Here is a 17,710-nt window from a genome sequence, read left to right as displayed (position 1 = left end):
GTTCAGCAGAGGGGGTGATTTGGTCAGACACCCAGATAGGTGTGCAGCTTGTCCATGTTCTGGGCGAGCTGGTCGTTGGGGATCATGTCCACGACATGGCCTTCCTCCATCACGTAGTGGCGGTCGGCGATGGTCGCGGCGAAGCGGAAGTTCTGCTCCACCAGCACGATGGTGAAGCCGCGCTGCTTCAGCTTGCGCACCGCCACGCCGATCTGCTCGATGATGACGGGGGCCAGCCCCTCGGTCGGCTCGTCGAGCAGGATCAGGTCGGCGCCGGTGCGCAGGATGCGCGCGATGGCCAGCATCTGCTGCTCGCCGCCCGACAGGCGCGTGCCCTGGGTGGTGCCGCGGCCCTGGAGGTTGGGGAACAGCTCGTAGATCTGCGGCACGGTCATGCCGCCCGACTTCACCACCGGCGGCAGCATCAGGTTCTCATCCACGCTGAGGGAGGAGAAGATGCCGCGCTCTTCCGGCACGTAGCCGATGCCGAGGCGGGGGATCTTGTGCTGCGCCATGCCGATCAGCTCCTTGCCCTGGAAGCGGATCGAGCCGTTGCGCTTGCCGACGATGCCCATGATCGAGCGCATGGTGGTCGTCTTGCCGGCGCCGTTGCGGCCGAGCAGAGTCACCACCTCGCCCTGGCGCACGTCGATGTTGACGCCGTGCAGCACGTGGCTCTCGCCGTAGAAGGCCTGGAGGTCGCGGATCTCCAGCATGGCCGTTTTCACAGTCGCGCCATCAGGCATGGCCCACCTCACCCGTCCCCATGTAGGCTTCCATGACCTGCGGGTTGCGCGATACGACGTCGTATGCGCCCTCCGCCAGGATCTCGCCGCGGCGGAGCACGGTGATGGTGTCCGACAGGTGGGCGACGACCGACAGGTTGTGCTCCACCATCAGGATGGTGCGGTCGGCGGAGACGCGCTTGATGAGGGCGGCGGTGCCCTCGATGTCCTCGTGGCCCATGCCGGCCAGCGGCTCGTCGAGCAGCATCACCTCCGGGTCGAGGGCCAGCGTGGTGGCGATCTCCAGCGCGCGCTTGCGGCCGTAGGGCAGCTCGGCGGCGGTGTGGCCGGCCCAGGGGGTCAGGTTCACCGCCTCGATCAGCTCCTCGGCGCGGGCGTGCAGGTCGTAGAGGCTGGCCTCCGGCTTCCAGAAATGGAAGCTGGTGCCGCGCGGGCGCTGCAGCGCGACGCGGACATTCTCCAGCACGCTGAGATGCGGGAAGACGGCGGAGATCTGGAAGGAGCGCACCATGCCGAGCAGCGCCACGTCGGCGGGCTTCATGGCGGTGATGTCGCGCCCCTTGTAGAGGATCTGGCCGCGCGTCGGCGTCAGGAACTTGGTCAGCAGATTGAAGACCGTGCTCTTGCCGGCGCCGTTGGGGCCGATCAGCGCGTGGATCGTGCCGCGGCGAACCTGGAGGTTCACCTCTTTCACCGCGATGAAGCCCTTGAACTCCTTTGAGAGTCCGCGCGCTTCCAGAATGATGTCGTCGGCCATGGGTGCCGCTTTTCCCTCCCTGTTCGTCCGCGTCGTCTGCCGGTCCGCGTTTTTGGTTACGCTGATATAAGCACAGGGCATGCCAATTGCGGGAAAATTCGTTAATTCGTTGAAATCGTTAAATTCATCAAAGGCGGCGACGGGCATCGCACGCGGTCCGGAGTGTCAGCTTTCCAGACAGACTGTACCAATCTTCCGACACACCAACGGCGGGATGAACGGAGCGTTCCGGGTTCGGCGGCATGATTTCCGGGCGCCAAATGGCCGCTTGCAAAACGGGGGTCCGCCTGCAATTCTGCGCCTCCGACGGTGCCCCGTCCGCCGTGAAGGCACGGGGATAATAGGGAATGCGGTGCGGACCCGGATGGGGTCCAAGGCCGCGGCTGCCCCCGCAACTGTATGCGGCGAGTCCGCCTCCGGAAATGCCACGGGCCGTCAGGCCGGGAAGGCGGGAGGCGCGGCGACGACCCGCGAGCCAGGAAACCTGCCGCCGGACCGACACTCATCCAATCCGCCGGGTGTGGCGGAGACAGGGAAACCAGATCATGACGCATCGCGCCGTCCTCAGTCCGTCCGCCTTGCCGCTCCCGGCCGCCGCTCCGTCGCTGGCCGCCGGGCATCCGCTCCGCTGACCGGCGGACCGACGCCCCACTCCATCCCCTCTTTCCATTTTCAGGAGACGGCCGATGACCACCGGCCCGCTGACCGCCGGGAAGACCCCGGCCACCGTCATCACCGGCTTTCTCGGCGCCGGGAAGACGACGCTGATCCGCAGCCTGCTGGAGCAGGCCGCCGGACGCCGTCTGGCGCTCATCATCAACGAGTTCGGGGACGTCGGCATCGACGGCGAGATCCTGCGCGCCTGCGGCGATCCGACCTGCAGCGAGGACGACGTGATCGAGCTGGCGAACGGTTGCCTGTGCTGCACCGTCGCCGACGATTTCGTCCCGGCCATCGAGAAGCTGCTGGCCCGCCCCCAGCCGCCGGAGCACATCATCATCGAGACGAGCGGCCTCGCCCTGCCGAAGCCGCTGGTCCAGGCCTTCCACTGGCCGGCGATCAAGACGCGGGTGACAGTGGACGGGGTGGTTGCGGTGGTCGACGCCGCCGCCGCCGCGGAGGGCCGCTTCGCCCCCGATCCGGCGGCGCTGGCCGCCCAGGCCGCCGAGGCCGGGCAGCTCGACCACGAGACCCCGGTGGAGGAGGTGTTCGAGGACCAGCTCCTCTGCGCCGACCTGATCGTGGTGAACAAGACCGATCTGGTCGGTGCCGCCGATCTGGCGAAGGTCGAGGACCTGATCCGCGCCGCCATGGCGGAGGGCGGCATGGCTGAGGGCGGCACTGGGCGCGAGGCCAAGATCCTGCGCGCCAGCAACGGCAAGGTCGATCCGGTGGTGCTGCTCGGCGTCGGCGCCGGGGCCGAGGACGACCTCGCCAACCGCCCGAGCCACCATGACGAGGAGGAGGGCCACGACCACGACGACTTCACCAGCTTCGTCGTGGAACTCGGCCCGCAGCCCGACCCGGCGGCGCTGGCGAAGACTCTGGAGCGGGTCGCCGCCGCCCATGGCGTGCTGCGCCTGAAGGGCTTCATCGACGTGCCGGGCAAGCCGATGCGCCTGCTGGTGCAGGGCGTGGGAACGCGCATCCAGACCCATTTCGACCGCTTCTGGAAGCCCGACGAGCCGCGCCGCAGCCGTCTCGTGGTGATCGGCGAGACGGGCCTGGACCGCGACGCCGTCACCGCGGCGCTGTCATAAAAGCCCTCTCCCGTCCCGGGAGAGGGAGGGGCCCGCTCGCAGAGCGGGAGGGTGAGGGTCGCCCGCGGAGACCGCAGCGATCCTTGCCCGCACCCTCACCCGCCCGCTTCGCGGGCACCCTCTCCCGGGGCGGGAGAGGGAGTGTTTGCAAAGCTGTGGCCCATGCACCTACTCGCCGCCCGCCAGGAAGACCTCGACGCCGGCCCCCAGGCCGTGGACCTGGGGCAGAGCCCGGCGGACCTCGTCGTCCTGTCCTTCTCCGACAGCGACTTGACAGCGCTTGCCGCCTGCTGGAAGCGCCACCGTGACGAGTTGCCCACCCTGCGGCTGGCGAATCTTGCGCGGCTGGGGCACCCGCTGTCGGTGGACCTCTACGTCGAGTCGGTGATCCGCAAGGCGAAGCTGGTCATTCTGCGGCTGCTCGGCGGGGCTGGCTACTGGCGCTACGGGCTGGACCATGTCGCCGCCGCCTGCCGGGAATCCGGGGTGGCGCTGGCCGTGCTGCCCGGCTGCGCCCAGCCGAACCCCGCCCTGGAGGGCTACGGCACCGTCCCGGCCGAGGCCGCGCAACGGCTGTGGCGTGGATTCACCGAAGGCGGGCCGGACAACATGGCCAACCTGCTGGCCTACGCCGCCACGCTGGCCGGGCAGGAGCGTCCCTGGCGCGAGCCGGCGCCGGTCCCGCGCTTCGGCGTTTATGAGGGCTGGTCCGGCCACGTCACCGGCCAAACCATCGCCCCCTGCGCGCCGGTCGTCTTCTACCGCTCCCACCTGCTGGCCGGCGATCTGGAGCCGGTGCACGCGCTGTGCGACGCGCTGGCCGCGCGCGGCCTCGCCCCGCTGCCGCTGTTCGTGGCGAGCCTGAAGGAGCCGGACTGCGCCGCCTGGATGCGCGCCACCCTGACCGCCCGCGACGCCGCCGTCGTGATGAACCTGACCGGCTTCTCGGCGGCGCGCGAGGATGGGTCGCCGCTGGAGGCCAACGGCACGCCGGTGCTCCAGGCCGTGCTGTCCACCACGCCGGAGGAGGGCTGGCGCCGCTCCGCCCGCGGCATGGGGCCGTCCGACCTCGCCATGAACGTCGTGCTGCCGGAGATGGACGGGCGCATCCTGACCCGCGCCATCGCCTTCAAGGCCGAAGGGGCGCCGGACCCCGATCTGGAGTTTGCCCCGACGCTGATCCGCCCGGTGCCCGACCGCGTGGCCTTCGCCGCCGATCTGGCCGCCGCCTGGGTGCGGCTGGGCACCACGCCGCGGGCCGAGCGCAAGCTGGCGCTGGTGCTGTCCGACTATCCGGGGCCGGGCGGCGGCATCGGGCATTCGGTCGGCCTCGACACCCCGGCGAGCGTCGTCGGCATCCTGGAACGGCTGCGCGCCGAGGGCTACGCGCTGGACGGGCTTCCCGCCGGCCCCGCCGCCCTGATGGAGGCGCTGACCGGCGGCGCCACCGCCCTGCTGAGTTTGGAGGACTACCGCCGCCTCGCCCCCGACGAGGCCCGCACCCGCATCGCGGCATGTTGGGGCGACGAGGAGGCCGACCCGCTGGCTGACGGTGCCGTCTTCCGCTTCACGGTGTTGGCCTGCGGCAACGTCGCCGTCGCCGTGCAGCCGAGCCGCGGCCACGGCCCGTTGACCACCACCCAGCACCACGACCCGGAGACGCCGCCCAGCCACGGCTATTACGCCTTCCACCTCTGGCTCCGCCATGTGCTGGGCATCCACGCGCTGGTGCAGGTGGGCGCACACGGGACGCTGGAATGGCTGCCGGGCAAGGCCGTGGCGCTGTCCGCCGATTGCTGGCCGGAGATCGTCGCCGGCCCCCTGCCCTGTCTCTACCCCTTCATCGTCAACAACCCCGGCGAGGGCGTGCAGGCGCGCCGCCGGCTGGGCGCCGTGCTGATCGGCCACCTGACGCCGCCGCCGGTCGAGGCCGGGCTGCACGGCGACCTCGCCGCGCTTGAAACGGCGATCGACGAATATTCGATGGCGACCGGGCTGGACCCGCGGCGGCTGGGCACGCTGCGGCAGACCATCCTGGATCTGGCCTGGACCTCCGGCGTCGCCGCCGACTGCAACCTGCGGCCCGACGACGACCCCGACGCCATCCTCAGCCGCCTCGACGCCCATCTCTGCGACATCAAGGAGATGCAGATCCGCGACGGGCTGCACGTCTTCGGCACCACGCCGGAGCCGGAGCGCCGCGCCCGCCTGCTCGCCGCCGTCGCGCGCTTCGCCACGGCCGAGGACGTCGCCCCGGCGCTGGACACCTGCGGCGAGGCGGAGATGGCCGCCTTGCTGGCCGGGCTCGACGGGCGCTTCGTCAAGCCCGGCCCCGGCGGTTCTCCGGCGCGGGGACGGGCGGACACGCTGCCCACCGGGCGGAACCTCTACGCGCTCGACCCGCGCGGCGTGCCGACGCCGACCGCCTGGACGCTGGGCTGGCAGGCGGCGGACGCGCTGATCACCCGCTACCTGCAGGACCATGGCGATTGGCCGAAGCGGCTGGTGGTGGATTGCTGGGGCACGCCGGCCATGCGCACCGGCGGCGACGAACTGGCCCAGGCCATGGCGCTGCTCGGCGTGCGCCCGCTGTGGGAGAACGGTTCCGGCCGGGTGACCGGCTTCGAGGTGATGCCGGCCTCCGTCCTCGGCCGCCCGCGGGTGGACGTGACTCTGCGCATCTCCGGCCTGTTCCGCGACGTCTTTCCGCAGCAGATCGCCCTGTTCGATCAGGCCGTCCGCGCCGTGATGGCGGAGGACGAGCCCGCCGACGTGAATCCCGTCGCATCCGCGCTCCGCACCGACCGCGCCGAGCTGGAAGCCGGCGGCACCCCGGCGGCAGAGGCCGAGCGATGGGCCAGCGCGCGGGTCTTCGGCGCGGCCCCCGGCGCTTACGGCACGGCTCTGCCCGGCCTGATCGCGCGCGGCGATTGGGCCGCGCGGGCCGACTTCGGCGCCGCCTATCTGGAAGGAAGCTGCCACGCCTACGGCAAGGGGCTGGAGGGCGTTCCGCTTCCCAGCCTGTTCCGCCGCCGCATCGGCGGGGCCGACGCGCTGGTCCACCACCAGGACCAGCGGGAGCACGACGTCCTCTCCACCGACGGCTTCATGCAGTATGAGGGCGGCTTCTCCGCCGCCGCCGCCTTGGCCAACGACGACCCGGCCAACGACCCGGCGCTCTACCACCTCGACAGCTCCGAACCGGAGAGCGTGACCGTCCGCACGCTGGGCGAGGAGATCGCCCGCGTGCTGCGCGGCCGGGCGGCCAACCCGCGCTGGATCGACGGCATGATGCGCCACGGCTACCGCGGCGCCGGGGAGCTGGCGGCGAGCGTGGACACGCTGTTCGCCTTCGCCGCGACCACCACGGCGGTGCGGCCCCATCATTTCGACCAGTTGTACGACGCCTATGTGGACGACCAGCGGGTGTGGGACTTCCTGGCGCAGTCCAATCCGGCCGCCGCCCGGCATATCCTGGACCGGTTGACCGAGGCTTTGGAGCGCGGTCTCTGGCACCCACGCCGCAATTCGACGGGCGACGATCTGCGCCGCCGCAAGGAGATGTCCGCATGAGCGCGATCACCCAACTCCGCAACCCTCCCCGCCGGCGCGGCATGTGCCCCGGCGTTCTGGCCCCCATGGAGGTCGGCGACGGTCTGCTGGTCCGCGTGCGCGTCCCGGCGGGGGTGCTTCCCGCCGCGTCGGCGAAACGGATCGCGGAGCTGGGACGTCGTTACGGCAACGGACTGGTCGATCTCAGCCACCGCGGCAACCTGCAACTGCGCGGCGTCACCGCGGCGGACATGGCGGTGCTGATCGCCGAGCTTCGCGCGCTCGGCTACGTCTCGGCGGACGCCGAGAGCGAGGCGGTGCGCAACGTGCTGACCTCCCCTACCGCCGGGCTGGACGGGACGGCGGTGCTGGACGTGCGGCCCTACGCCCTGGCGCTCGACGCCCGGCTGGCGGCGGACCGGGACCTCCACCGGCTGCCGCCGAAGTTCGGCTGGCTGGTCGACGGCGGCGGGCAGGCCACTCTGTTTGACAGCAGCACCGACGTGCGCTTCGACGCGGTGGAGGGGGCGGTGGACGGGCCGCTGTTCCGCGTCGGGTTGGGGGGTGATTTCAAGAAGGCCGCGCTGCTGGGTCACTGCCGCCCCGACGATCTGGTGGAGCTTGCCGCGGCGCTGGCGCGGGCCTTCCTGGAGCTTCGCCAGACCCTGGCCGAGCCCCCGCGGCGCATGGCCGGGCTGGTCAAGGCGCTGGGGGTGGAGATGTTGCGGGAGCGGGTGGCAGCGTGGTTGCTCACTTGCCCCCACCCTTCCCATGCTGCGCATGGGCCCCTTCCCTCCCCCGCTCCGCAGGAGAGGGAGGTTCAATCCCCTCCCCTGCGCAGCGGGGGAGGGTCAGGGTGGGGGCAAACGCCGCCCACCCGACTCGTCCTCGGCACCCAACCCAAATGGCTGGGCGTCGCCTTCCCCTTCGGCCGCCTCGACGTCGACAAGCTGGAGGCGCTGGCCGCCCTCACCGTTGAGATCCGCATCACCCCCTGGCGCGCCCTGCTGCTGGCCGCCCCGCAGGACGACGCCGCGAACACAGCAAAAACCCTCGGCGGCATCCTCGACCACCAAGACATCCGCCTGAAGCTCACCGCCTGCAGCGGGGTCACCGGCTGCGACGTCGGCACCACCGACACTCACGCGGACGGCCTCGCCATCGCCGAGCGCGCGGCGGGCTTGCTGGAGGCGGTGCGGATGGTGCATGTCTCCGGCTGCGCGAAGGGCTGCGCCCATCCCGGCGCGGCGGATGTCACGCTCACCGCGCGGGACGGCGTCTATGACGTCGCGCTGAACGCCGCCCCCGGCGGCACGCCCTGGCGGTCCAGCCTGACGCCGTCCGAGGCTATAAATGCCGTTGCCTCTTTGTCTGGGGCCGATCTGTCTGTTGAGGAGTTGTCCCGTGTCCGCTGAGCCGCTTTACGACTACATCCGCGATGGAGCGGCCATCTACCGCCAGTCCTTCGCCACCATCCGGGCGGAGGCCGACCTCTCGGCCATCCCCAACGACCTGAAGGCGGTGGCGGTGCGCGTCATCCACGCCTGCGGCATGGTGGACGCGGCCCGGGACCTAATGTTCTCCCACGACGTGGGGAAGGCGGCGCGGGCGGCTCTGCGCGGCGGCGCGGCGATCCTCTGCGACAGCGAGATGGTCGCCCACGGCATCACGCGGGCGCGCCTGCCGGCCGACAACCCCGTCGTCTGCACCCTGCGCGACCCGGCGGTGCCGGAGCTTGCCAAACAGGTCGAAAACACCCGCTCCGCCGCCGCGCTGGAGCTGTGGGTGCCCCGGCTCGCGGGTTCCGTCGTCGCCATCGGCAACGCGCCGACCGCCCTGTTCAAGCTGCTGGAGATGATCCGCGACGGCGCGCCGAAGCCGGCGGCGGTGCTGGGCTTCCCGGTCGGCTTCGTGGGTGCGGCGGAAAGCAAGGACGCGCTGGCCGAGGCGCCCTTCGGCCTGCCCTTCCTGGCGATCAAGGGCCGGCGCGGCGGCAGCGCCATGGCGGCGGCGGCGGTCAACGCCCTGGCGAGCGACGTGGAATAATGAGCAACGAACCGCAAAACACCGGCATCTCCACTGGCACTCTCTACGGCGTCAGCGTCGGCCCCGGCGACCCGGACCTGATGACCGTCCGCGCCATGCGCACCATCGGCGCCTGCCCGGTGGTCGCCTATTTCTGCAAGCGCGGCACCTCCGGACAGGCGCGGCGCATCGCCGACGGCTGCATCACGGCGGAACACATCGAACTGCCGATGGTCTATCCGGTGACGGTCGAGCTGCCGCCCAGCCACCCCGACTACGGCCGCCAGATCGAGGCCTTCTTCGACGAGTCCGCCGAGCGGCTGGCCGAGCATCTCGCCGCCGGGCGCTCCATCGCCGCGCTGAACGAGGGCGACGCCTTCTTCTACGGCAGCTTCATGCACCTGTTCCTGCGGCTGGCCTCGCGCTTTCCGACGGAGGTGGTGCCGGGCGTGACCTCGATGATGTGCAGCGCCTCGCTGCTGCCGCGCCCGCTGACCCTGCGCGACGACGTGCTGTCGGTCATCCCCGGCACGCTGGGGGAGGAGGCGCTTCTGCGCGCGCTGCGCAACGCCGATGCCGCGGTCATCATGAAGTTGGGCCAGAACCTGCCGAAGGTCCGCCGCGCCGTGGAGGCCGCCGGGCTGGCCGACCGCGCCTGGTACATCGAGCGGGCGAGCATGGCGGACCAGCGCGTGATGCCCTTCCGCGAGGCGCCGGAGACAGCCCCCTACTTCTCGCAGATTGTCATCCCCGGCGAAGGGCTGCGGCGATGACAGGATGGCTGAAGGTCGTCGGGCTCGGCCCCGGCACCGAGGACTGGCTGACCCCGGAGGCCCGGCGCGATCTGGCGGAGGCGACCGACCTCGTCGGCTATTTCCCCTATGTGGACCGGGTGCCGCCGGGGCCGCAGGTGCGCCACGCCTCCGACAACCGGGTGGAGCTGGACCGCGCCCGCCACGCCCTTGAACTGGCGGCGGAAGGCCGCCGGGTGGCGGTGGTGTCGGGCGGCGATCCCGGAATCTTCGCCATGGCCGCCGCGGTGTTCGAGGCGCTGGACGATCCGGCGGCACCCGCGGCGTGGCACCGCGTGCCGCTGTCGGTCGACCCCGGCATCTCCGCGATGCAGGCGGCGGCGGCGCGGGCCGGCGCACCGCTCGGCCATGATTTCTGCGCCATCTCGCTGTCCGACAATCTGAAGCCATGGGAGGTGGTGCTGAAGCGCCTGCGTCTGGCGGCAGAGGCGGATTTTGTCATCGCGCTCTACAACCCGATCAGCCGCGCCCGTCCCTGGCAGCTCGGCGCCGCCTTCGACGCGCTGCGCGACCACCGCTCGGCCGAGACGCCGGTGATCCTCGCCCGGGCGGTCGGACGCCCCGACGAGGCGCTGACGATCACGACGCTGGGTGCGGTGGACGCGGCGCAGGCCGACATGCGGACCTGCGTCATCATCGGCGCCTCGCACACACGGCTGGTGCCGCGCGAGGGCGCGCAGCCGTGGGTCTACACGCCGCGCAGCTATGCGGTGCGGGGGTGAGGACGGTGTCGAAACGTGCCCCCACCCTAACCCTCCCCCGCTCCGCAGGGGAGGGAATCATCTCCTCCCCCTGCGAAGCGGGGGGAGGTCGGGAGGGGGCCCCGACTCTACAGCCCCTCCAACCACCTGAGTGCCGCCGCCGCGTCGTGCACCTCGGCCACGCCATTACCCTGTGGGCGTTCGACCATCACCACGGGAATGCCCCGGCGCCGTGCAGCCTCCAGCTTCGCTTCGGTGGCACTCCCGCCGCTGTTTTTGCTGACGATGACATCCACCCGATGCTTCTCCAGCAGGGCGCACTCCCCCTCCAGCGTGAAGGGGCCGCGGTCGAGGATCAGACGGTAATCGGGCAGGCTCGGTGCCGGTTCCGGCGGATCGACGGCGCGGATCAGGTAGCGCTTGTCCGGCACCGCCTCGAAGGCCGCGACCTCCTGCCGGCCGATGGTCAGGAAGACGTTCCCGCCCAGCGGGCGCAGCGCCTCGGCGGCGGCCGCCATGTCGGGCACGCCGATCCAGCGGTCGCCCTCGCCCGGTTGCCACGGCTTGCGGGTCAGCACCAGCAGCGGCACGCCCACCCGCGCGCAGGCCGCCGCGGCGTTGGCGGAGATCTGGTCGGCGAAGGGGTGCGTGGCGTCCACCACCGCGCCGATGCCGGCCTCCACAAGATGCGCCGCCAGCCCGTCCACGCCGCCGAAACCGCCGATGCGGGTCGGCAGGGGCGGCAGGACCGGCTGCTTGGTGCGCCCGGCCAGCGACACCGTCGCGTCGATGCGCGGATGGCCGCTGAGCAGGCGGGCCAGCGCCGTGGCCTCGGTGGTGCCACCCAGAATCAGCGCCTTCATGCTTGTCCTCCTTGGGGTGCACCATGAATAGCACGGCAGCGGGGCGTTGGCTGAGCGTCGTCGGCATCGGCGAGGACGGGTGGGACGGTCTGTCGCCCGCCGCCCGCGCGCTGGTGGAAGGCGCGGAGCTGCTGGCCGGCGGCGCCCGCCATCTGGCGCTGGTGCCTGAGTTGAACGGACAGGAGCGCCTACCCTGGCCCTCCCCCCTGTCGGACGCCTACCCCGCCCTGCTGGCGCGGCGCGGCCGGCGGGTCTGTGTTCTGGCGAGCGGCGACCCGTCCTGGTACGGCATCGGCGCCACCCTGTCGAAACTCGTTCCGGCTGAGGAACTGTCGATCGTCCCGGCTCCGTCATCCTTCAGCCTCGCCGCCGCCCGCCTGGGCTGGCCGCTGCAGGACTGCGGCACCCTGACGGTGCACGGACGCCCGCTGGAGCTGGTCATTCCGCATCTGCAACCGGGCGTGCGGCTGCTGGTTCTGTGCTGGGACGGAACGACTCCGGCCAAGCTGGCGGCGCTGCTGACGGCGCGCGGCTTCGGACCGTCGCGCCTGACCGCTCTGGAATCCATGGGCGGCCCTCGCGAACGCAGCATCGTTGCGACGGCGGACGCGTGGTCGGCGGAGCGGGTGGCCGATCTCAACACACTGGCGGTGGAGTGCCTCGCCGTGCCCGGCGCCCGCGCCCTGCCCCGCGCGCCGGGCCTGCCCGACGACTGGTTCGAGCATGACGGCCAGATCACCAAGCGCGAAATCCGCGCCGTCACCCTGTCCTGGCTGGCCCCGCGCCGCGGCGAGCTGCTGTGGGACATCGGCGCCGGCTCCGGCTCCATCGGCGTCGAATGGATGCTGAGCGACCCGGCCAACCGCGCCATCGCCGTGGAGCACAAGGCCGACCGCGCCGCCCGAATTCCCGCCAACGCCACCGCCTTCGGCGTGCCGGGGCTGGAGCTGGTGCGCGGCAAGGCGCCGGAGGCACTGGACGGCTTGCCGGCGCCGGACGCCGTGTTCATCGGCGGCGGGCTGACCAACGACGGCGTGCTGGACGCCTGCTGGTCGGCGCTGAAGCCCGGCGGGCGGATCGTCGCCAACGCCGTGACGCTGGAAAGCGAGGCGATGCTGATCGCCACGCACAAGCGGCTGGGCGGGCAGTTGTCGCAGATCGCCGTCAGCCGCGCCGCGCCCATCGGCGGCTTCACCGGCTGGCGCCCACTGATGCCCGTGACGCTGTGGCTGGCGGAGAAGCCGCTGTGACGGCGCATCGAATCATCGCGGCGGGCATCGGTTGCCGGGCCGGCTGCCCCGGTGACGAGATCGCCGGGCTGGTCCGCGCCGCCTTAGAGGAGGCCGCGCTGGACGAGACCGCGCGCCGCGCCGTGCAATTGGCGGCACCGATGCGCAAGCGCAACGAAGCCGGCGTGGCGGAGGCGGCGCGGCGGCTCGCCTTGCCGCTCCAGTTCGTTGACGATTCAGCGTTGATGGCGGCTCAGGACCGGGTGCAGACCCGCTCCGCCCGTGTCGAGGCCGCGGTGGGCGTCGCCTCGGTCGCGGAGGCCGCAGCGCTGGCCGCCGCCGGGCCGGGCTCCACCCTTCTGCTGCCGCGCCGTTCCACCCCGCGCGCCACCTGCGCGCTGGCGATTTCTGGGGAAGTTTCCGCATGACCGTGCATTTCATCGGCGCCGGACCGGGCGCGCCCGACCTGCTGACCCTGCGCGGGCGCGACCTGATCGCGTCCTGCCCGGTCTGTCTCTACGCGGGGTCGCTGGTGCCGAAGGAGATCATCGCCCACGCTCCGCCGGGCGCCCGGATCATCGACACCGCCCCGCTGACGCTCGACCAGATCGTCGCCGAGTTCAAGGCCGCGCACGCGGCCGGGCAGGACGTGGCGCGGCTGCATTCCGGCGACCTGTCGGTCTACAGCGCGCTCGGCGAGCAGACGCGGGCGCTGCGCGAGCTGGGAATCCCCTACGACATCACGCCCGGCGTGCCGGCCTTCGCCGCGGCGTCGGCCGCGCTGGGGCGGGAGCTGACCCTGCCGGAGGTCAGCCAGACGCTGATTTTGACACGGACGGAGGGCCGGGCCTCGGCCATGCCGGCGAACGAGACGCTGGAGGTGCTGGGGCGGTCGGGCGCGACGCTGGCCATCCACCTGTCGATCCACGTGATCGACCGGGTGGTGGAGCGGCTGACCCCGCTCTATGGCGCCGATTGCCCGGCGGCGGTGGTCTACCGGGCGAGCTGGCCGGACGAGCGCGTGCTGCGCGGCACGCTGGCCGACATCGCCGCCCTGGTGGCGGAGTCGCCCATGGAGCGCACCGCCCTGATCCTGGTCGGCCCGGCGCTGGGGGTGGAGGATTTCCGGTGCAGCGCGCTCTACGACGGGTCGCATGCGCGCCGCTACCGGGGGCTGGGGGAGTGAGGGAACCGCTTACTCCCTCTCCCCTCTGGGGAGAGGGTCGGGGTGAGGGGGTCCGGCGGTTGCCGAACGTTCCGGTCCCCCCTGAACCCCCTCACCCTAACCCTCTCCCCGGGGGGGAGAGGGAATCAGGGGCCCGCCCACCCGGACGTTCCGACGATGTTGCCCTGGCGGTCGGTGACCAGCACCTCGACAGCCACGGGGGCGCCGTCGAGCGTGTCCAGCGCCGTGCGCTGGGCCAGCGCCGCCACGCGGTCGGCCAGCGGCAGGCCGGCCTCCTTGGCAATGGCCAGGACGTGCGCGGCAGTGTTGGCGGCGCGGGCCTCGGCCACGGTGTCGGGGGCAGCGCCCAGCTCGGCCATGCGGTCGGCCAGCCAGTCAAGATCGACGCTGCCGCGCTTGGAATGCAGGTCGAGCAGGCCGCGCGCCAGCTTGCCGAACTTGGCGAAGCCGCCGCACAGGGTCAGGCGCGGGATCGGGTGGCGGCGCAGGTACTTCAGCGTGCCCCCCGCGAAATCCCCCATGTCAAGCAGCGCGTGCTCCGGCAGGCCGTAGCGCGCGACGACCGCCTTTTCCGAGGTGTCGCCGGTGCAGGCCGCGACGTGGCCCAGCCCGGCCGCCCGCGCCACATCGACTCCGCGCTGGATCGAGGCGATCCAGGCCGCGCAGGAATAGGGCACGACGATCCCCGTCGTCCCCAGGATCGACAGCCCGCCAAGGATGCCCAGCCGCGGGTTCATGGTGCGGCGGGCCAGCGCTTCCCCATTATCGACCGAGACTTCGACGACGGCGTCGGGAGCCTCGCCGGCCAGCGCCGCGGCCTCCGCGACCGCTTGGCGGATCATGGCGCGGGGCACCGGGTTGATGGCGGGTTCGCCGACCGGGACCGGCAGGCCGGGGCGGGTCACCGTGCCCACCCCCTCGCCCGCGCGGAAGACGACGCCCTGGCCCGGTTCGGCGCGGCTGACGCGGGCGCGGATCAGCGCGCCGTGGGTGACGTCCGGGTCGTCGCCGGCGTCCTTGACCACCCCCGCCGCCGCCCAGCCGTCGCCGCGCGCCGTCCAGGCGAGCGCGAAGGCTGGCGTCTGGCCGCCGGGCAGGGTTACCGTGACCGGATCGGGGAAGTCGCCGGAGAACAGCGCCCCGCAGGCCGCGCGCGCCGCGGCGGTGGCGCAGGCGCCCGTCGTCCAGCCCCGCCGCAGCGCCTTGCCGTCGCTGTTTCCTTCGCCGTTCCCCTCTTCGCCGTCCACACCGTTTTCCGTCGCTGAGTGCTCGTCCATGACCGCAGAGCCGTCGCCCGACTCCCTTTCTCTTCCTCTGGAACTGGCCGACTTCCGGCCCGGCAGCGTGTGGCTGGCGGGGGCCGGTCCCGGCGATCCCGGCCTGCTGACCCTGCTGGCCCTGCAAGGTCTAAGGCAAGCCGACGTGATCGTCCACGACGCGCTGGTCGGTGAACGGATCATGGCGCTGGCGGCGCCCTCGGCAAGGCTGGAGTTCGCGGGCAAGCGCGGCGGCAAACCCTCCGCCCACCAGGACGACATCACCAACCGCCTGATCGAGCTGGCGCGCGAGGGGCACCGCGTGCTGCGGCTGAAGGGTGGCGACCCCTTCGTCTTCGGGCGCGGCGGCGAGGAGGCGCAGGCGCTGGCCGAGCGGGGCATCCCCTTCCGCATCATCCCCGGCATCACCGCGGGCCTCGCCGGCCCGGCCTACGCCGGCATCCCGGCCACCCACCGCACGGCCAACCAGGCGGTGATCCTGGCGACCGGCCACAGCTGCGCGGGCGGGCCGGACTGGAAGGCGCTGGCCGCGACGGGCGCGCCGCTGATCCTCTACATGGCCTGGAAGGGCCTGCCCGGCATCGCCGCCGCGCTGATGGAGGGCGGGCGGTCCGCCGACACGCCGGTCGGCGTGGTGACCGACGCGACGACCGAGCGGCAGCGCGTGCTGGTCACCTCGCTCGGCGCCTGCATCGCCGATCTGGAGGCCAGCGGGATGGAGCCCCCGGCCATCATCGTGATCGGCGAAGTGGTGCGGCTGCGCCCCGTGCTCGACTGGCTGCCCAAGGAGCTTCCCCATGGCTGAGCCCCCCATGGCCGAGGCCGCACCGCGCGGGCTGATCGTCGGGGCTCCGGCGTCGGGCACCGGCAAGACCACCGTCACGCTGGGCCTGCTGGTCGCCCTGAAAGCGCGCGGCCTGCGCGTCGGCGCGGTGAAGGCGGGACCGGACTACATCGACCCGGCCTTCCATCAGGCGGCGACCGGCCGGCCCAGCGTCAACCTCGACAACTGGGCGATGGGGCCGGACCTGCTGGACTCGCTGGCCCGCCGCGCCGGGGAGGGCACCGACCTGCTGGTCTGCGAGGCCCTGATGGGTCTGTTCGACGGGGTGGCGGGCGTCGGGGCGACCGGCACCGGCGCCACCTCGGAACTGGCCGCGCGCACCGGCTGGCCGGTGATCCTGGTGGTCAACGCCAAGGGCCAGTCGCAGTCCGCCGCCGCCCTGGTCAAGGGCTTCGCCACCTACCGCGACGATGTGCGGATCGGCGGGGTGATCCTGAACAACATCGCCAGCCCGCGCCACCTCGCCTTGGCCGGCGGCGCCATCGAGGCGCTGGGCATCCCCGTCCTCGGTTCGCTTCCCCGCACTCCCGACGTGATCCTGCCCGAACGTCATCTCGGCCTGATCCAGGCGGAGGAGACGGCGGACCTTCAGGAGCGTCTGGCGGCGCTGGGCCGCTTCATCGCGCAACATGTCGACCTCGACCGGGTGGCCGCGCTGGCGGCCCCTTCCCGCGCGCCGGAAGGACGATATGCGCCCGCTCTGCCACCGCTGGGCCAGCGCATCGCCATCGCGCGCGACGCCGCCTTCACCTTCGTCTACCCGCATCTGCTGGAGGGCTGGCGCGCGGCGGGCGCCGAGGTAACGCACTTCTCGCCACTGGCCAACGAGGCGCCGCCGGACGATGCCGACGCCGTCTATCTGCCCGGCGGCTATCCGGAACTGCACGCCGGACGGCTCGCCGCCGCCGGACGCTTCCGCGACGGCATGCACCGCGTCGCCGCCCTCGGGCGCCCGGTCTACGGCGAGTGCGGCGGCTACATGGTGCTGGGCGAGTCGCTGGAGGACGCAGCGGGCACCACCCACCCGATGCTCGGGCTGCTCGGGGTGCGGACCTCCTTCGCCAAGCGCAAGCTGCATCTGGGATACCGCCGCGCCGTCCTGCTGGGCGACACGCCGCTGGGCCGGGCGGGAACGGCGCTGCGCGGGCACGAGTTCCATTACGCCTCGATCCTCGACCGCGGAGCCGACGAACCGCTGGTCACCGCTACGGCGGCGGACGGGTCGGACCTCGGGCCGCTCGGCGGCCGGCGCGGCAGCGTCTTCGCCTCGTTCTTCCATGTGATTGCGGCGGACCAATGAGCGACCACGCCTTCGCACCGGAGGAGCGGGACGCGCTCTACAAGGCGATCTTCTCGCGCCGCGACGTGCGCGGGCAGTTCGCCCCCGACCCGGTGCCGGAAGACGTGCTGACCCGCGTGCTGACCGCCGCACACCACGCGCCGTCGGTCGGCTTCATGCAGCCGTGGAACTTCATCGTCGTCCAGGACCCGGCGGTGAAGTCGCAGATCCACGCCGACTTTTCCCAGGCCAACGAGGAGGCAGCCGCCCTCTTCACCGGGGAGCGCAAGGCCCTCTACAGCCGCCTGAAGCTGGAAGGCATCCGCGAGGCGCCGGTCAACCTGTGCATCACCTGCGACCGGGAGCGCTCCGGCCCGGTGGTGCTGGGGCGGACGCACATCCCGACCATGGACCTCTATTCCTGCGTCTGCGCGGTGCAGAATCTCTGGCTGGCCGCCCGGGCGGAAGGGCTGGGCGTCGGCTGGGTCAGCATCCTGCACGAGGACAGGCTGCGCGAGGCGCTGGGCATCCCGGAACGGATCGTCCCGGTGGCCTATCTCTGCCTCGGCTACGTCTCCCATTTCCACGAGACGCCGGAACTGGAGAAAGCCGGCTGGCGCAGCCGGCTTCCCCTGGAAGACCTCGTCTTCCGCGACCGCTGGGGCGAAACGACGTAAAG

16 protein-coding genes and 1 riboswitch are annotated in these 17,710 nt (G+C 72.1%); of the genes, 12 read left to right on the top strand and 4 right to left on the bottom strand.

The features are described from left to right. Positions 1 to 23: 23 nt before the first annotated feature. Together AMK58_RS14985 and AMK58_RS14980 are read right to left on the bottom strand one after the other, a co-directional pair. Positions 24 to 746: an ABC transporter ATP-binding protein gene (locus AMK58_RS14985; protein WP_035681427.1), complete on the bottom strand. Its 723-nt coding sequence runs from the start codon at positions 744 to 746 to the stop codon at positions 24 to 26. Next, positions 739 to 1,503, bottom strand: a complete 765-nt coding sequence (locus tag AMK58_RS14980; protein ID WP_059399139.1) for an ABC transporter ATP-binding protein — start codon at positions 1,501 to 1,503, stop codon at positions 739 to 741. The genes AMK58_RS14985 and AMK58_RS14980 overlap by 8 nt, the downstream gene beginning before the upstream one ends. Positions 1,504 to 1,793: 290 nt before the next feature. After that, positions 1,794 to 2,009: riboswitch (cobalamin riboswitch) on the top strand. Between the two features lie 180 nt (positions 2,010 to 2,189). On the opposite strand from AMK58_RS14980, the gene cobW reads away from it, so the two are divergent. From cobW to cobJ, 6 genes are all read left to right on the top strand, one after another. After that, on the top strand, positions 2,190 to 3,263 hold the full coding sequence (cobW, locus tag AMK58_RS14975) for a cobalamin biosynthesis protein CobW (protein WP_035681422.1): 1,074 nt from the start codon (positions 2,190 to 2,192) through the stop codon (positions 3,261 to 3,263). Positions 3,264 to 3,425: 162 nt separating this feature from the next. Then, positions 3,426 to 6,836: a cobaltochelatase subunit CobN gene (gene cobN / locus AMK58_RS14970; protein ID WP_059399138.1), complete on the top strand. Its 3,411-nt coding sequence runs from the start codon at positions 3,426 to 3,428 to the stop codon at positions 6,834 to 6,836. Further along, positions 6,833 to 8,230 (top strand): precorrin-3B synthase, encoded by a 1,398-nt coding sequence (gene cobG / locus AMK58_RS14965; RefSeq protein WP_059399137.1) that lies wholly within the window; start codon positions 6,833 to 6,835, stop codon positions 8,228 to 8,230. Before cobN ends, cobG begins: the two co-directional genes overlap by 4 nt. Next, a complete protein-coding gene (locus AMK58_RS14960; RefSeq protein ID WP_035677109.1) occupies positions 8,220 to 8,861 on the top strand; it encodes a precorrin-8X methylmutase in 642 nt (213 codons plus the stop codon). Before cobG ends, AMK58_RS14960 begins: the two co-directional genes overlap by 11 nt. Further along, on the top strand, positions 8,861 to 9,613 hold the full coding sequence (locus AMK58_RS14955; protein WP_035677111.1) for a precorrin-2 C(20)-methyltransferase: 753 nt from the start codon (positions 8,861 to 8,863) through the stop codon (positions 9,611 to 9,613). Before AMK58_RS14960 ends, AMK58_RS14955 begins: the two co-directional genes overlap by 1 nt. After that, on the top strand, positions 9,610 to 10,374 hold the full coding sequence (cobJ, locus tag AMK58_RS14950) for a precorrin-3B C(17)-methyltransferase (protein WP_059399136.1): 765 nt from the start codon (positions 9,610 to 9,612) through the stop codon (positions 10,372 to 10,374). Before AMK58_RS14955 ends, cobJ begins: the two co-directional genes overlap by 4 nt. A gap of 107 nt (positions 10,375 to 10,481) precedes the next feature. Here the strand turns inward: cobJ and AMK58_RS14945 are convergent, their stop codons facing one another. Next, entirely contained in the window at positions 10,482 to 11,216 is a 735-nt protein-coding gene (locus tag AMK58_RS14945) for a cobalt-precorrin-6A reductase (RefSeq protein WP_035677116.1), read from the bottom strand. 23 nt (positions 11,217 to 11,239) lie between these two features. On the opposite strand from AMK58_RS14945, the gene AMK58_RS14940 reads away from it, so the two are divergent. The 3 genes from AMK58_RS14940 to cobM are packed head-to-tail and all read left to right on the top strand — an operon-like array spanning position 11,240 to position 13,631. Then, on the top strand, positions 11,240 to 12,466 hold the full coding sequence (locus tag AMK58_RS14940; protein WP_059399135.1) for a bifunctional cobalt-precorrin-7 (C(5))-methyltransferase/cobalt-precorrin-6B (C(15))-methyltransferase: 1,227 nt from the start codon (positions 11,240 to 11,242) through the stop codon (positions 12,464 to 12,466). Beyond that, the gene (locus AMK58_RS14935) at positions 12,463 to 12,873 is read left to right on the top strand and encodes a cobalamin biosynthesis protein (protein ID WP_035677120.1); all 411 of its coding nucleotides are present in this window, start codon (positions 12,463 to 12,465) and stop codon (positions 12,871 to 12,873) included. The genes AMK58_RS14940 and AMK58_RS14935 overlap by 4 nt, the downstream gene beginning before the upstream one ends. Next, positions 12,870 to 13,631, top strand: coding sequence for a precorrin-4 C(11)-methyltransferase (gene cobM, locus AMK58_RS14930; RefSeq protein WP_059399134.1), 762 nt, complete (start codon positions 12,870 to 12,872; stop codon positions 13,629 to 13,631). Before AMK58_RS14935 ends, cobM begins: the two co-directional genes overlap by 4 nt. Before the next feature lie 125 nt (positions 13,632 to 13,756). Here the strand turns inward: cobM and AMK58_RS14925 are convergent, their stop codons facing one another. Next, the gene (locus AMK58_RS14925; RefSeq protein ID WP_236778268.1) at positions 13,757 to 14,908 is read right to left on the bottom strand and encodes a cobalt-precorrin-5B (C(1))-methyltransferase; all 1,152 of its coding nucleotides are present in this window, start codon (positions 14,906 to 14,908) and stop codon (positions 13,757 to 13,759) included. On the opposite strand from AMK58_RS14925, the gene cobA reads away from it, so the two are divergent. From cobA to bluB, 3 genes are read left to right on the top strand one after another with little or no spacing between them, the layout of a single operon-like run. Then, the gene (cobA, locus tag AMK58_RS14920) at positions 14,907 to 15,713 is read left to right on the top strand and encodes a uroporphyrinogen-III C-methyltransferase (protein ID WP_051140477.1); all 807 of its coding nucleotides are present in this window, start codon (positions 14,907 to 14,909) and stop codon (positions 15,711 to 15,713) included. The two genes, AMK58_RS14925 and cobA, sit on opposite strands and share 2 nt — an antisense overlap. Next, a complete protein-coding gene (locus tag AMK58_RS14915; protein ID WP_236778267.1) occupies positions 15,706 to 17,052 on the top strand; it encodes a cobyrinate a,c-diamide synthase in 1,347 nt (448 codons plus the stop codon). The genes cobA and AMK58_RS14915 overlap by 8 nt, the downstream gene beginning before the upstream one ends. After that, on the top strand, positions 17,049 to 17,708 hold the full coding sequence (gene bluB, locus AMK58_RS14910; RefSeq protein WP_035677133.1) for a 5,6-dimethylbenzimidazole synthase: 660 nt from the start codon (positions 17,049 to 17,051) through the stop codon (positions 17,706 to 17,708). The genes AMK58_RS14915 and bluB overlap by 4 nt, the downstream gene beginning before the upstream one ends. The last annotated feature ends 2 nt before the right edge of the window (positions 17,709 to 17,710 follow it).

The sequence above is a fragment of the Azospirillum brasilense genome (assembly GCF_001315015.1).
Taxonomy (GTDB): Bacteria; Pseudomonadota; Alphaproteobacteria; order Azospirillales; family Azospirillaceae; genus Azospirillum; species Azospirillum brasilense.
The sequence above is the reverse complement of the archived record's forward strand: the minus strand, read 5'-3'. Positions and strand labels throughout refer to the sequence as shown.

Coding starts and splice junctions, on each gene's coding strand:
- cobM (WP_059399134.1), top strand. CDS start 12,870: ATGACCGTGCATTTCATCGGCGCCGGACCGGGCGCGCCCGACCTGCTG.
- AMK58_RS14985 (WP_035681427.1), bottom strand. CDS start 746: ATGCCTGATGGCGCGACTGTGAAAACGGCCATGCTGGAGATCCGCGAC.
- AMK58_RS14940 (WP_059399135.1), top strand. CDS start 11,240: ATGAATAGCACGGCAGCGGGGCGTTGGCTGAGCGTCGTCGGCATCGGC.
- bluB (WP_035677133.1), top strand. CDS start 17,049: ATGAGCGACCACGCCTTCGCACCGGAGGAGCGGGACGCGCTCTACAAG.
- AMK58_RS14980 (WP_059399139.1), bottom strand. CDS start 1,503: ATGGCCGACGACATCATTCTGGAAGCGCGCGGACTCTCAAAGGAGTTC.
- AMK58_RS14925 (WP_236778268.1), bottom strand. CDS start 14,908: ATGGACGAGCACTCAGCGACGGAAAACGGTGTGGACGGCGAAGAGGGG.
- AMK58_RS14955 (WP_035677111.1), top strand. CDS start 8,861: ATGAGCAACGAACCGCAAAACACCGGCATCTCCACTGGCACTCTCTAC.
- cobN (WP_059399138.1), top strand. CDS start 3,426: ATGCACCTACTCGCCGCCCGCCAGGAAGACCTCGACGCCGGCCCCCAG.
- AMK58_RS14945 (WP_035677116.1), bottom strand. CDS start 11,216: ATGAAGGCGCTGATTCTGGGTGGCACCACCGAGGCCACGGCGCTGGCC.
- AMK58_RS14915 (WP_236778267.1), top strand. CDS start 15,706: ATGGCTGAGCCCCCCATGGCCGAGGCCGCACCGCGCGGGCTGATCGTC.
- cobA (WP_051140477.1), top strand. CDS start 14,907: ATGACCGCAGAGCCGTCGCCCGACTCCCTTTCTCTTCCTCTGGAACTG.
- cobJ (WP_059399136.1), top strand. CDS start 9,610: ATGACAGGATGGCTGAAGGTCGTCGGGCTCGGCCCCGGCACCGAGGAC.
- cobG (WP_059399137.1), top strand. CDS start 6,833: ATGAGCGCGATCACCCAACTCCGCAACCCTCCCCGCCGGCGCGGCATG.
- cobW (WP_035681422.1), top strand. CDS start 2,190: ATGACCACCGGCCCGCTGACCGCCGGGAAGACCCCGGCCACCGTCATC.